We start from the raw sequence: 12,968 nt of genomic DNA on the forward strand, positions 1-12,968 counted from the left end.
AGGAAAGAGGGAAATTATAACGTTTTGTGATCATTTTTAATTAGCAGGGCTTCACTGGTCACACAGCGACTCTTAACCCTATCCCCACGCTTCATGATGTCATTTGTGATGTGGTAAGTTCAGAATGAAAACGTTGTTTCGAAAATTCATCGATAAGAAAGGAGACATCATGTCCTGGTACCCTGACGCTGCCCGCTATGAACATATGCAGTACCGCTACTGCGGAAAGAGCGGCCTGCGCCTGCCCGCGCTGTCGCTGGGTTTATGGCACAGCTTTGGCCACGTACAGCCTCTTGATGCCCAGCGGGCGCTGCTGCGCAAAGCCTTCGATCTCGGCATTACCCATTTCGACCTTGCCAACAATTACGGCCCGCCGGCAGGCAGCGCGGAAGAGAATTTTGGCCGTCTGCTGCGTGAGGACTTTGCCGCGTATCGCGACGAGCTGGTTATCTCCACCAAGGCGGGCTACGACATGTGGCCGGGGCCATACGGCTCGGGCGGCTCGCGCAAATATCTGCTCGCCAGCCTCGATCGGAGCCTGCAACGCCTGGGCGTCGACTACGTGGATATTTTCTATTCTCACCGCGTGGATGAAAACACGCCGATGGAGGAGACGGCCGCCGCGCTGGCCCACACCGTGCAAAGCGGAAAAGCGCTTTATGTGGGCATCTCCTCCTACTCAACCGAGCGCACGCAAAAAATGGCCGAGCTGCTGCGCGAGTGGAAGATCCCTCTGCTGATCCACCAGCCGTCCTACAACCTGCTCAACCGCTGGGTCGATAAGACCGGTTTGCTGGACGCGCTGGCGGCAAACGGTACCGGCTGCATCGCCTTTACCCCGCTGGCGCAGGGGCTGCTGACCGGAAAATACCTGAACGGAATTCCTGAAGATTCACGCATGCAGCGTGAAGGGAAGAAAGTCCGCGGTCTGAACGAAAAAATGCTGACCGAAGCCAACCTGAACAGCCTGCGTTTGCTGAGTGAAATGGCGCAGGCGCGCGGTCAGTCCATGGCGCAGATGGCGCTAAGCTGGCTGCTGAAAGATGCGCGCGTGACCTCAGTGCTGATCGGCGCAAGCAGCCCGGAACAGATTGAGGAGAACGTGCGGGCGCTGGATAACCTGCACTTTAGCGAAGATGAACTGGAAAGAATCGACAGGCATGTTGCGGATGGGGAGTTGAATCTGTGGCAGGCGTCGTCGGATAAATAGCGCGTTATTTCCCCCCCTCACCCTGCCCTCTCCCCAAAGGGGAGAGGGAGAAAAGCCGCTCCGGGCAGTCCCCTCTCCCCTTTGGGGAGAGGGTTAGGGTGAGGGGCAAGGTGTACTTTATTTCTTACTGATCTTATCCAGATACCCCATCACAAACGCCGACAGCACAAACGTCAGGTGGATAATGACGTACCACATTAGCTTATTATCCGGCACGTTCTTCGCGTCCATAAACACGCGCAGCAGGTGGATAGAGGAGATTGCCACAATCGACGCGGCCACTTTATTCTTCAGCGACGAGGCATCCATTTTTCCCAGCCAGCTGAGCTTCTCTTTACGTTCGTCGATATCAAGCTGTGAGACAAAATTCTCGTAGCCGGAGAACATCACCATCACCAGCAGTCCCCCCACCAGGGTCATATCCACCAGCGACAGCAGAACCAGAATCAAATCCGCTTCGGCAATTGAAAATATGTTCGGCAGAACGTGCCAGATTTCCTGAAAGAACTTAATCGTCAGCGCGATAAGTGCCAGCGAAAGGCCAAAATAGACGGGGGCCAGTATCCAGCGCGAAGCGTACATGGCGTTTTCAAAAAAGCGTTCCATAAAGTCCTGTTTGCAAAAGAAACCAGCGCTCAGTATATCCCAATGGCGCTGGCAGTTTGCAATAGCTCACCAGTAGGTTCACTCAGACGTTGTCGGGGTTAACCTCCGGACGAGCGAACTCCGGCCAGACCAGCGCCACCAGCTCCGGATAGGCTTCCAGGCTGAACTCGCGAAAACACTGACGTAAATTTAATACGTCGAGATCGGAATAAGAGACTTTCTCGCCGTTGAGGCAGCGCTTTTTGATATTGTCATAATATTTATACACGGCTGAATTCAGGTCGCTACAGCGACGCTGTGCCTCAAATAATCCAGGCGTGTCATTAATTTCCGACATTTTCATCCGCTTAATTGTCGCGTGTAAAAAGTCGATATATTCATGGTTCACCCGCCAGTACCAGACGGGCGTAACGGAGTTCATCAATACAGAGAAATGGTCTTCCCCTTCCTCTTTGGTCATGAGTTCCGGTAACGGCGGTTCACTGGTGTCTTTCGACACTTTCGTTTTATTGAACTCCTGCATCAATAAAAGCACACCAGCGGTCAGAAATAGTAATGTGATGACCGTAAAAAAGATGCTGTTCATGGGTAGGCTCCATTTTTTTTGATTTTAAATTTGCCTCATGATATTGTCAACGAATCTCACGCCTTTACCAACCCCACCCTGTTGAAATTAAAGGAAATTAAAAATGCTGCCCGACTATCTCGTCCCGGCTAAGTACCACATTACGCCTGTGGAACAGCAACCGACGGAAGTAGAAAAAGAGGTCAGTTTCACTCAGGGGAAAAGAAAGCTCTCCGATTTTGAGCCTGATATATTAATTGGTGTTTCCCGTACCGGCAAATCCCGTAATATGTTGCTGGAAGAGCACGATCGCCATATAAAAGACCGCTTATTTCGCGCCATAAAAATTGAGGCCTTCGTTCACCTGCTGAATGATCTGCAGGCCGAAGGCGAAATAGATGCCCAGAAACTAAGTCAAATATTGGCCGAAAAAACCAAAGAAATAAACGAAGCGGGCAATGAAATTTGGCTTAACTTAATTACGCGCGAAAAAAACAATCCCATTTTTTATAGCCTGGGGGAAGATTAACGTGAAAGAAATTAACAATAATGACGTTTATTTGACTTTAGATGATAAAAAAAGTGATGAATTTATCTTAAAGCAAAATCTCGATGCGCTACGAAACACAAAAAATGACGAGATGACGCGTATAACGCAAGACCTGGTATCGATCCCGGCGACGCTGGTGCGGCTAAAGTGGCAGAATCGCCGTGAAATTTATCCGCTACAGGTCAAAGAAGAAATTTACGGTGCGGTGATGAACGCCATCATCGAACAGCGGCCAGAACTGAAAGAGAAGCTTCTCGGGCGCCTCGAGGCCAACTATCAGTATCTGCTTGCCAGAGAAATCGCCACCCTTCGTCTGACCCGCAAGCTGTCAGACGGTGAGTACCGTACGTCAAACGTCACCTGCGTTGCGCTTGATGAGGACGCGCTGGCAACGTCCTCTACAGCACCGACGGGTAACCAAAACCCATAATCCGCCAGGCATAAAAAAAGCCGGCTTTCGCCAGCTTCTTTATCATTTTGAGGCCGCTTTCTCTTCGCCGACCAGCCCAATCTTCAGGTACCCCGCCTGATGCAGCGTGTCCATTACCTTCATCATGGTTTCATAATCAACGGTTTTATCCGCACGGAAGAAGACGGTGGTGTCCTTCTTGCCGCCGGTAAGCTGATCCAGGGCTGGAATAACCGAAGCGTCCGTTACCGGGTCGTTGCCCAGGAACATCGATTTATCGGCTTTCACGGAAAGATAAATAGGCTTTTCCGGACGCGGCTGCGGCTGGCTCGATGAGGCTGGCAGATTCACCTTCACATCAACCGTCGCCAGCGGCGCGGCAACCATAAAGATAATCAGCAGAACCAGCATGACGTCGATAAACGGCGTCACGTTGATCTCATGCATTTCGCCGTTATCGTCCAGATTTTCGTTTAGACGCATCGCCATAGTATCAACCCACGCGCAGTTTGGACGCCGCGTGCACCGGCTTAACCGAGCTGGCATTCAGGTCGAGATCGCGGCTTTGCAGCAGCAGGACCTGCGCGGCAACGTCACCGAGCGTCGCTTTATAGCTGCCAATCATGCGCGCGAAGATGTTGTAGATAACCACCGCCGGGATAGCGGCAACCAGGCCGATTGCCGTCGCCAGCAACGCTTCTGCGATACCCGGCGCCACGACCGCCAGGTTGGTGGTTTGGGTCTGCGCAATACCGATAAAGCTGTTCATGATGCCCCACACCGTACCGAAGAGACCCACGAACGGTGAGATCGCGCCGATGGTTGCCAGATAACCGTTGCCGCGTCCCATGTGTCGGCCAACGGCCGCGACGCGACGCTCCAGGCGGAAACCGGTACGTTCTTTGATGCCTTCGTTATCTTCACTGCCCGCGGAGAGTTCCAGCTCGTTTTGGGCTTCATTCACTAGCAGGGTCGTCAGGCTTTTCGCGTGGAAAGATGAGGTCATGTCTGAAGCCTGATCCAGAGAGCGGGCTTCAGCCAGCTGCTGCTGCTCACGCTTGAGGCGACGCTTCTGCGAAAGCAGCTCGGCGCTTTTGCTGAAGAAGATAGCCCAGGTGACAACGGACGCCAGAATCAGGCCGATCATCACAATCTTAACCACGATGTCAGCATGCTGATACATGCCCCAAACGGAGAGATCCGTCTGCATCAAATTATTACCCACTCTGTATCTCCAGGACGCAAATCACAAAATCTGAACGTAATAATATCAAAACGTCGTCGAATTGATAGTAGTTCTCATTAGTATTTGCATGGTGCCGTAATTTTCGCTCACTTTCCTTGCGCTTACGCAGTAAAAATTTCTTATGCGGATTTTTGCTAATATTTTCTGCTTATTCGATAAGCCTGCGGGTGCAGTTTTTTGCAATCGTGGTAGTCTGGACGTCCAGACGTATAAAAACAGGGTTGGCGAACATGACTAAGAAGCATCTCGATACCACGCTGGTACAGGCAGGACGCAGCAAAAAATATACGCAAGGATCGGTTAACAGCGTGATTCAACGCGCTTCCTCGCTGGTGTTTGACACCGTTGAGGAGAAAAAAATCGCCACGCGCAACCGCGCAAAAGGCGGGCTGTTTTATGGCCGTCGCGGCACGCTAACCCATTTTTCTCTGCAGGAAGCGATGTGCGAGCTGGAAGGCGGCGCAGGCTGCGCGCTGTTCCCGTGCGGGGCGGCGGCGGTCGCCAACACCATTCTGGCGTTTGTGGAACAGGGCGACCATATCCTGATGACCAACACCGCCTATGAACCCAGCCAGGACTTCTGCACCAAAATCCTCAGCAAGCTCGGCGTGACGACGGGCTGGTTCGACCCGCTGATTGGTGAAGGTATTTCTGAACTTATTCAGCCAAACACGCGCATTGTGTTCCTGGAATCGCCGGGGTCGCTCACCATGGAAGTGCACGACGTGCCCGCAATCGTAAAGGCCGTGCGCAGCAAAGCGCCGGAAGCCATCATCATGATTGACAACACCTGGGCGGCGGGCGTGCTGTTTAAGGCGCTGGAATTCGACATTGATATCTCGATTCAGGCGGCGACGAAATACCTGATTGGCCACTCTGACGGCATGATTGGCACGGCGGTCTCCAACGCGCGCTGCTGGGATCGGCTGCGTGAGAATGCCTACCTGATGGGCCAGATGGTGGATGCCGACACGGCCTACATGACCAGCCGCGGACTCCGCACGCTGGGCGTTCGCCTGCGTCAGCACCATGAAAGCAGCCTGAAGGTGGCGGAGTGGCTGGCGCAGCATCCGCAGGTTGAGCGCGTGAATCACCCCGCGTTACCGGGCAGCAAAGGGCACGAATTCTGGCAGCGTGACTTTACGGGCAGCAGCGGGTTGTTCTCGTTCGTGCTGAAAAAACGGCTGAATAACGACGAGCTGGCGAGCTATCTGGATAATTTTACCCTTTTCAGCATGGCCTACTCCTGGGGCGGTTTTGAATCCCTGATTCTGCCCAACCAGCCGGAACAGGTTGCGGCTTTGCGCCCCGGCGGCGAGGTGGACTTTACCGGCACCCTGATTCGACTGCATATCGGTTTAGAAAATGTTGACGATTTAATTGCGGATTTGTCAGCAGGGTTTGAACGTATCGTGTAGAGTGCAGGCTGAAATGTACTCCCTGGACGCTTTTGTGAACACCGCAAGCAGAAAAGTCTGTATGAGTTGCGCCCGGGATCAAACCCAACGGGCGAATTAGGGAGTACAATAGCTTCATATCTGCTGTTCCACAGGAAAGTCCATGGCTGTTATTCAAGATATTATCGCGGCGCTCTGGCAACACGACTTTGCCGCGCTGGCGGATCCTCACGTCGTCGGTATCGTCTATCTGGTGATGTTCGCAACGCTGTTTCTGGAAAATGGATTACTGCCAGCCTCTTTTTTACCCGGTGACAGCCTCCTTTTACTTGCCGGGGCGTTAATCGGTAAAGGCGTCATGGACTTCACGCCCACGATGGTGATTCTCACCTCCGCCGCCAGCCTCGGCTGCTGGCTGAGCTATCTGCAGGGCCGCTGGCTGGGGAATACCCGCGTCGTGAAGGGCTGGCTGGCGCAGTTACCGCATAAATACCATCAGCGTGCGACCTGCATGTTCGACCGACACGGCCTGCTGGCACTGCTGGCGGGGCGTTTCCTCGCGTTCGTTCGCACTCTTCTGCCGACGATGGCGGGCATTTCCGGCCTGTCGAACCGCCGCTTCCAGTTCTTCAACTGGCTGAGCGCCCTGCTGTGGGTTGGCGTGGTAACGACGCTCGGCTACGCGCTGAATATGATCCCCTTTGTGAAACACCACGAAGATCAGGTGATGACCTTCCTGATGGTGCTGCCGATGTTCCTGCTGGTGGCGGGTCTGGTGGGAACCATTGCGGTGGTGATTAAGAAGAAGTACTGCAGCGCGTGATCCCCTCACCCTGACCCTCTCCCCATAGGGGAGAGGGAAAAAAGCCTAAGCTCCCTGCATCGTTCTGATACGTGACGCATCCTCTCCCGGCGTAACGCCGAAATAGCGCTTAAACTCCCGACTGAACTGCGAGGCACTTTCGTAACCCACCCGCATCGCCGCCGCGCTGGCCTTCATGCCGTCGTGGATCATCAGCATCCGCGCCTTGTGCAGCCGGTAGGTTTTGAGGTACTGCAGCGGCGAGGTGCTGGTCACCGACTTAAAATTATGGTGAAAGGCCGAGACGCTCATATTCGCTTCCGCCGCCAGCTGGTCGACGCTGAGGTTTTCCGTGTACTGGCTTTCGATACGCTTGAGCACGCGGCTTATCAGGCTGAAGTGGGTCTGACGGCTCACCAGGGCCAGCAGCGCCCCGCCGCCCGGCCCCAGCAGCACGTGGTAGAGAATTTCGCGGACGATCTGCTTGCCGAGAATGCGCGCGTCCAGCGGCCTCTCCATTACGTCCAGCAGACGCTCGATGGCGCAGAGGATCTCTTCCGACAGCGTCGCCGAGTTGATTCCGCTCGACGCCATCGACGGCTGGAAGAGCTCATCTTCGCCAATCTCCATCAGCAGCTCCTGCAGCTGAAGGATGTCGACGTTGACGCGAATTCCCGCCAGCGGAACGGCCTCTGTCGCGAAAGTTTCACATTCAAAGGGTAAAGGTACTGTCAGGAGCAGATATTCATTGGTGTCGTAGCGGAACACGCGCTCGTTGATATAGCCAATTTTATGGCCCGAGAAGAGAAAAACGATCCCCGGCTGGTACATAACCGGCGTGCGCGTCCCGGGCTGCGTGCCGTAGAGCAGGCGAATGTCCGGCAGCAGATCGCCTGCACGATTTTCATTATCAATCAATCTCTTAATCTGCGCAGTGAGCTGCTGGCAGATAGCCTCACGGTTCATCTTGCGTTACTCCGGGTACGGTTTTCGACGCTGACAGTGTGCGTGCTTTTCCGCGCTTTCTCCAGCGCTCTGTAGAAATGGGCAAGACATCGGCAGGAATGTGCATTGAGGGCATAGCCCCGGACCGCCACAATGTGCAGCATCAGGTAGCCATCAGTGCCGCCACGGTTTTTCACCCACTAAAGGGAACGAGCAATGAACAACTTTAATCTTCACACCCCCACCCGCATTCTGTTTGGTAAAGACGCTATCGCTGACCTGCGCGCGCAGATCCCCGCTGACGCCCGCGTGCTGATCACCTACGGTGGCGGCAGCGTGAAAAAAACCGGCGTGCTGGATCAGGTTTACAGCGCCCTGGACGGTCTGGACGTGCGCGAGTTCGGCGGCATCGAGCCAAACCCGTCTTATGAGACGCTGATGAACGCGGTGAAAATCGCCCGCGAAGACAACATCACCTTCCTGCTGGCGGTCGGCGGCGGTTCCGTGCTGGACGGCACCAAATTCATCGCGGCGGCAGCGCACTACGCTGACGGCATCGATCCGTGGCACATTCTGGAAACCCGCGGCAGCGACATCAAAAGCGCTATCCCGATGGGCTCCGTGCTGACCCTGCCAGCGACCGGTTCTGAATCCAACAAGGGCGCGGTGATCTCCCGTAAAACCACCGGCGACAAACAGGCCTTCATGAACGAACACGTTCAGCCGGTCTTCGCGGTCCTGGATCCGGTTTACACCTACACTCTCCCTGCGCGTCAGGTGGCGAACGGCGTGGTCGATGCCTTTGTTCATACCGTTGAGCAGTACGTAACCTACCCGGTAAATGCCAAAATTCAGGATCGCTTCGCGGAAGGCATTCTGCTGACGCTGATTGAAGAAGGTCCGAAAGCGCTGAAAGAGCCGGAAAATTATGACGTTCGCGCCAACGTCATGTGGGCCGCAACGCAGGCGCTGAACGGCCTGATCGGCGCTGGCGTGCCGCAGGACTGGGCGACCCACATGCTGGGCCACGAGCTGACGGCGATGCACGGTCTGGATCACGCCCAGACGCTGGCGGTCGTGCTGCCCGCGCTGTGGAACGAAAAACGGGATACCAAACGCGGCAAGCTGCTGCAGTACGCCGAGCGCGTGTGGAATATCACCGAGGGTTCTGACGACGCGCGTATTGACGCGGCTATCGAAGCGACGCGCAGCTTCTTTGAAAGCCTGGGCGTGCCAACGCGCCTGTCTGGCTATGGTCTGGACGGTAGCTCCATCCCTGCTCTGCTGGCGAAACTCGAAGAGCACGGCATGACCCAGCTGGGCGAGCACGGCGACATTACGCTGGACGTTAGCCGTCGTATTTACGAGGCGGCACGCTAAGCCTTTTTGCCTCTCGCCTTTCGTTTTTTGACATTTCGTCCAGACTTAATGCACACCCCATCGCCGGAGTTCCCCTCCGGCGATGCGCACCTGAAGGAGGAAAAATGGCAAACCAAACCGTAATCAAGCTGCAGGACGGCAACGTGATGCCCCAGCTGGGGCTAGGTGTATGGAAAGCCGGTAACGACGAGGTCGTCTCCGCCATTCATAAAGCCCTGGAAGTCGGCTACCGGTCGATTGATACCGCCGCCGCCTACAAAAATGAGGACGGCGTGGGTAAGGCACTGGCCAGCGCCGGCGTTCCTCGCGATGAGCTATTCATCACCACGAAGCTGTGGAATGACGATCAAAAGCGCCCCCGCGAAGCCCTGCAGGAGAGTCTGGAAAAACTCCAGCTCGACTTCGTCGACCTGTATCTCATGCACTGGCCGGTTCCGGCCATCGACCATTATGTCGAGGCCTGGAAAGGGATGATTGCGCTGCAAAAAGAGGGGCTGGTGAAAAGCATCGGCGTCTGTAACTTCCAGGTTCATCACCTGCAGCGGCTGATTGACGAGACCGGCGTCGCGCCCGTCATTAACCAGATCGAGCTGCACCCGCTGATGCAGCAGCGTCAGCTTCACGCCTGGAACGCCACGCATAAAATCCAGACCGAGTCCTGGAGTCCGCTGGCGCAGGGTGGCCAGGGCGTGTTCGATCAAAAAATTATCCGTGAACTGGCGGATAAATACGGCAAAAGCCCGGCGCAAATCGTCATTCGCTGGCATCTGGACAACGGCCTGGTGGTGATCCCGAAATCGGTCACGCCATCGCGCATCGCCGAGAATTTCGACGTCTGGGATTTCCGGCTGGACAAAGATGAGCTGGGCGAGATTGCGAAGCTGGATAAGGGCGTGCGGCTTGGGCCAGACCCGGATCAGTTTGGCGGATAATACTTAAAACGAGCCCGGTCTTCCGCCGGGCTCGTTTTAATTTATAAACCGGACTGACATCTCGCTTCTCCGGGAAGATCAGGTAATGTGCAAATAACGTTGTACGCTTTCCCTTCCAGTTTATGTGGCCCACCGAGACCGCCGCCTACTTCTGCACCATATTCCTTTCCGTTGACGCTTATCTGGAGCGGGGTGTGATAAATCCAGTCCATCGGACCTATTGGCAGAAAAAAGATCCACTCATGCTGGCTCTGAAAAGCAAAACGACCGTTGTCGTCAGAAAGCGTTTGCTCCCTCTCTAATGTTATTTTAGCGCCCGGGACTGGCTTACCTGCGCTGTCGATTAGACGTCCTTCCACTTCTGGCTGTGTCTGGCGGTGCATTACACAACCGCATAACGTAAGGCCAATCAGCATCGCTCCTGTTAACTTCCTAATTTTCATTTTGGGCCTCCTACCCTTATGCAGAAAAAAGCCGGGTGGCGGCTGCGCCTTACCCGGCCTACGCGCTGACCTGTAGGCCCGGTAAGCGCTAGCGCCACCGGGCTTTGTTACAGGTTTAACCGATCTTACGTTTTACGTTCTTCTTCATTCCCGCTCCACCGTTCGAACGCTGATGCACAATCGGGGTGTGCTTGGTCAGCGCCGGGCGCGTATTGCGGTTTTGGCGGCGCGCTTCGCGCATCTCATCCAGCGTCGGGGCCGGAACCAGGCAGTCGCGGCGCGAGCCGATCAGGTGTTTTTTACCCATCTCTTCCAGCGCCTGGCGGATCAGCGGCCAGTTTTTCGGATCGTGATAGCGCAGCAGCGCCTTGTGCAGACGACGCTGTTTATCCCCTTTCGGCACCACCACCTCTTCACTCTTGTAGCCAATCTTACTCAGCGGGTTCTTGCCGGTGTAATACATGGTCGTCGAGTTGGCGAGCGGTGACGGATAGAAGTTCTGCACCTGATCCAGACGGAAGCGACGCTGCTTCAGCCACAGCGCCAGGTTCACCATGTCCTCATCACGCGTGCCCGGGTGCGCAGAGATAAAGTACGGGATCAGGTACTGCTCTTTACCCGCCTGCTTTGAGTAGGTGTCGAACAGCTCTTTAAAGCGATCGTAGCTCCCCATGCCCGGCTTCATCATCTTCGACAGCGGGCCTTCCTCGGTGTGCTCCGGCGCAATCTTCAGGTAGCCGCCAACGTGGTGGGTCGCCAGCTCTTTAATGTAGCGCGGATCTTCCACGGCGATGTCGTAACGTACCCCGGAAGCGATGAGGATCTTCTTGATGCCCTTGAGATCGCGCGCGCGGCGGTAGAGGTTGATCGTCGGCTCGTGGTTGGTGTCCATGTGCTCGCAAATGCTCGGATAGACGCAGGAGAGACGGCGGCAGGTTTGCTCCGCGCGCGGCGACTTGCAGCGCAGCATGTACATGTTCGCAGTTGGGCCGCCAAGATCGGAGATCACGCCGGTAAAGCCCGGTACCGAGTCGCGAATCGCTTCGATCTCGTTGATGATCGAATCTTCAGATCGGCTCTGGATAATACGCCCCTCGTGCTCGGTAATAGAGCAGAACGAGCAGCCGCCGAAGCAGCCGCGCATGATGTTGATCGAGAAGCGGATCATCTCATACGCCGGAATACGGGCGTTGCCGTACGCCGGGTGCGGCACGCGCTTGTACGGCAGCGCGAAGACGCTGTCCATCTCTTCGGTGGAGAGCGGGATGGCCGGCGGGTTGATCCAGATAAAGCGCTCGCCGTGCTTCTGCATCAGCGCGCGGGCGCAGCCCGGGTTGGTTTCGTGGTGCAGAATTCGGGAGGCATGGGCGTAGAGCACCTTGTCGGCTTTCACCTTCTCGTAGGACGGCAGCAGCACGTAGGTCTTTTCCCACGGCTTCGGGCGCGGCGGCTGCACGACGATAGCCTTCGCTTCCGCTTTCTTTGGCTCTACCGGCTTGTTATCGGCACACGGCAGATCGTCGCCGTACGGGTGTGGGATCGGGTCGATTTTGCCCGGCATATCGATGATGCGGGAATCCACCCCGCGCCAGCCCGGCAGCGCCTCTTTCACCATGATGGCGGTATTGCGCACGTCGCGGATGCTGCTCACCGGCTCGCCCTGCGACAGACGGTGCGCCACTTCCACCAGCGGACGCTCGCCGTTGCCGTAAATCAGCATGTCGGCTTTGGAATCCACCAGCACCGAGCGGCGCACGGTATCAGACCAGTAGTCGTAATGCGCGGTACGGCGCAGGCTCGCTTCGATGCCGCCCAGGATCACCGGCACGTCTTTCCAGGCTTCTTTGCAGCGCTGGGTATACACCAGGGTCGCGCGGTCAGGGCGTTTACCCGCCACGTTATCGGGCGTGTAGGCATCGTCATGACGCAGCTTACGGTCGGCGGTGTAGCGGTTGATCATTGAGTCCATGTTGCCTGCGGTCACGCCGAAGAACAGGTTCGGTTTACCCAGACGCATAAAGTCGTCTTTGCTGTTCCAGTCAGGCTGGGAGATGATCCCCACACGGAAGCCCTGCGCCTCAAGCATACGGCCACAGATGGCCATGCCGAAGCTCGGATGGTCAACGTACGCGTCGCCCGTAACCAGAATGATGTCGCAGCTGTCCCAGCCCAGCTGGTCCATCTCTTCCCGGGACATCGGCAGGAACGGCGCCGGTCCAAAGCAGGCCGCCCAGTACTGGGGCCAGGAGAAGAGGTCACGATCCGGCTGGATCAGGGAAATTGCGCTCATAATGCTTCCGAAGAAAAAATAGACAAAAGGAGCGGGATTATACGCTGTTCATCCGTCCAATTTGAAGAAAAGGATGCAGGAAGCAGGCAGATATTCGTGGAAGCCGTTAAAATACGGCGCCCTGAAAATTTTGAATCATAATATTCACTATATTTTCCGGTGATTTGCCCCGGAACGTGTTATTGCGCGGAGT

14 protein-coding genes are annotated in these 12,968 nt (G+C 55.7%); 7 read left to right on the top strand and 7 right to left on the bottom strand.

What is annotated here, in order from left to right; genetic code table 11:
• Positions 1–169: 169 nt before the first annotated feature.
• Positions 170–1,210: an aldo/keto reductase gene (locus L6R44_RS07295; protein WP_237423704.1), complete on the top strand. Its 1,041-nt coding sequence runs from the start codon at positions 170–172 to the stop codon at positions 1,208–1,210.
• Positions 1,211–1,327: 117 nt separating this feature from the next.
• On the opposite strand, the gene L6R44_RS07300 is transcribed toward L6R44_RS07295, so the two are convergent.
• Together L6R44_RS07300 and L6R44_RS07305 are read right to left on the bottom strand one after the other, a co-directional pair.
• Positions 1,328–1,816 carry a TIGR00645 family protein gene (locus L6R44_RS07300; protein ID WP_023309169.1) on the bottom strand — a complete coding sequence of 163 codons (489 nt, stop codon included), beginning with the start codon at positions 1,814–1,816 and terminating at the stop codon, positions 1,328–1,330.
• 82 nt (positions 1,817–1,898) lie between these two features.
• Complete coding sequence (locus tag L6R44_RS07305; RefSeq protein WP_237423705.1) at positions 1,899–2,402, bottom strand: ESA_00282 family adhesion-associated protein; 504 nt, start codon at positions 2,400–2,402, stop codon at positions 1,899–1,901.
• 103 nt (positions 2,403–2,505) lie between these two features.
• Between L6R44_RS07305 and L6R44_RS07310 the strand changes: the two genes are divergently transcribed.
• Together L6R44_RS07310 and L6R44_RS07315 are read left to right on the top strand one after the other, a co-directional pair.
• Positions 2,506–2,910 (top strand): hypothetical protein, encoded by a 405-nt coding sequence (locus L6R44_RS07310; RefSeq protein ID WP_032643389.1) that lies wholly within the window; start codon positions 2,506–2,508, stop codon positions 2,908–2,910.
• Between the two features lies 1 nt (position 2,911).
• On the top strand, positions 2,912–3,361 hold the full coding sequence (locus tag L6R44_RS07315; protein WP_237423706.1) for a cytoplasmic protein: 450 nt from the start codon (positions 2,912–2,914) through the stop codon (positions 3,359–3,361).
• A 42-nt stretch (positions 3,362–3,403) separates the two neighbouring features.
• Here the strand turns inward: L6R44_RS07315 and exbD are convergent, their stop codons facing one another.
• Both exbD and exbB read right to left on the bottom strand, forming a co-directional pair.
• Complete coding sequence (gene exbD, locus L6R44_RS07320; RefSeq protein ID WP_032643392.1) at positions 3,404–3,829, bottom strand: TonB system transport protein ExbD; 426 nt, start codon at positions 3,827–3,829, stop codon at positions 3,404–3,406.
• 4 nt (positions 3,830–3,833) lie between these two features.
• Positions 3,834–4,565 carry a tol-pal system-associated acyl-CoA thioesterase gene (gene exbB, locus L6R44_RS07325; RefSeq protein ID WP_032643394.1) on the bottom strand — a complete coding sequence of 244 codons (732 nt, stop codon included), beginning with the start codon at positions 4,563–4,565 and terminating at the stop codon, positions 3,834–3,836.
• 251 nt (positions 4,566–4,816) lie between these two features.
• Between exbB and metC the strand changes: the two genes are divergently transcribed.
• Both metC and yghB read left to right on the top strand, forming a co-directional pair.
• Positions 4,817–6,004: a cystathionine beta-lyase gene (metC, locus tag L6R44_RS07330; protein WP_237423707.1), complete on the top strand. Its 1,188-nt coding sequence runs from the start codon at positions 4,817–4,819 to the stop codon at positions 6,002–6,004.
• Positions 6,005–6,146: 142 nt separating this feature from the next.
• Positions 6,147–6,806, top strand: a complete 660-nt coding sequence (yghB, locus tag L6R44_RS07335) for a DedA family general envelope maintenance protein YghB (protein WP_023309176.1) — start codon at positions 6,147–6,149, stop codon at positions 6,804–6,806.
• 45 nt (positions 6,807–6,851) lie between these two features.
• Here the strand turns inward: yghB and L6R44_RS07340 are convergent, their stop codons facing one another.
• Positions 6,852–7,751 (bottom strand): AraC family transcriptional regulator, encoded by a 900-nt coding sequence (locus L6R44_RS07340; protein WP_237423708.1) that lies wholly within the window; start codon positions 7,749–7,751, stop codon positions 6,852–6,854.
• A 195-nt stretch (positions 7,752–7,946) separates the two neighbouring features.
• Between L6R44_RS07340 and yqhD the strand changes: the two genes are divergently transcribed.
• Both yqhD and dkgA read left to right on the top strand, forming a co-directional pair.
• Positions 7,947–9,110, top strand: coding sequence for an alcohol dehydrogenase (gene yqhD, locus L6R44_RS07345; RefSeq protein WP_032643402.1), 1,164 nt, complete (start codon positions 7,947–7,949; stop codon positions 9,108–9,110).
• 104 nt (positions 9,111–9,214) lie between these two features.
• Positions 9,215–10,042 carry a 2,5-didehydrogluconate reductase DkgA gene (dkgA, locus tag L6R44_RS07350; RefSeq protein ID WP_237423709.1) on the top strand — a complete coding sequence of 276 codons (828 nt, stop codon included), beginning with the start codon at positions 9,215–9,217 and terminating at the stop codon, positions 10,040–10,042.
• Positions 10,043–10,083: 41 nt separating this feature from the next.
• Here the strand turns inward: dkgA and L6R44_RS07355 are convergent, their stop codons facing one another.
• Both L6R44_RS07355 and L6R44_RS07360 read right to left on the bottom strand, forming a co-directional pair.
• A complete protein-coding gene (locus tag L6R44_RS07355) occupies positions 10,084–10,485 on the bottom strand; it encodes a carboxypeptidase-like regulatory domain-containing protein (RefSeq protein ID WP_025912494.1) in 402 nt (133 codons plus the stop codon).
• 115 nt (positions 10,486–10,600) lie between these two features.
• Positions 10,601–12,775 (bottom strand): YgiQ family radical SAM protein, encoded by a 2,175-nt coding sequence (locus L6R44_RS07360; protein WP_237423710.1) that lies wholly within the window; start codon positions 12,773–12,775, stop codon positions 10,601–10,603.
• Between the last annotated feature and the right edge of the window lie 193 nt (positions 12,776–12,968).

Source organism: Enterobacter cloacae complex sp. ECC445, assembly GCF_021892025.1.
Classification (GTDB): domain Bacteria; phylum Pseudomonadota; class Gammaproteobacteria; order Enterobacterales; family Enterobacteriaceae; genus Enterobacter; species Enterobacter chengduensis.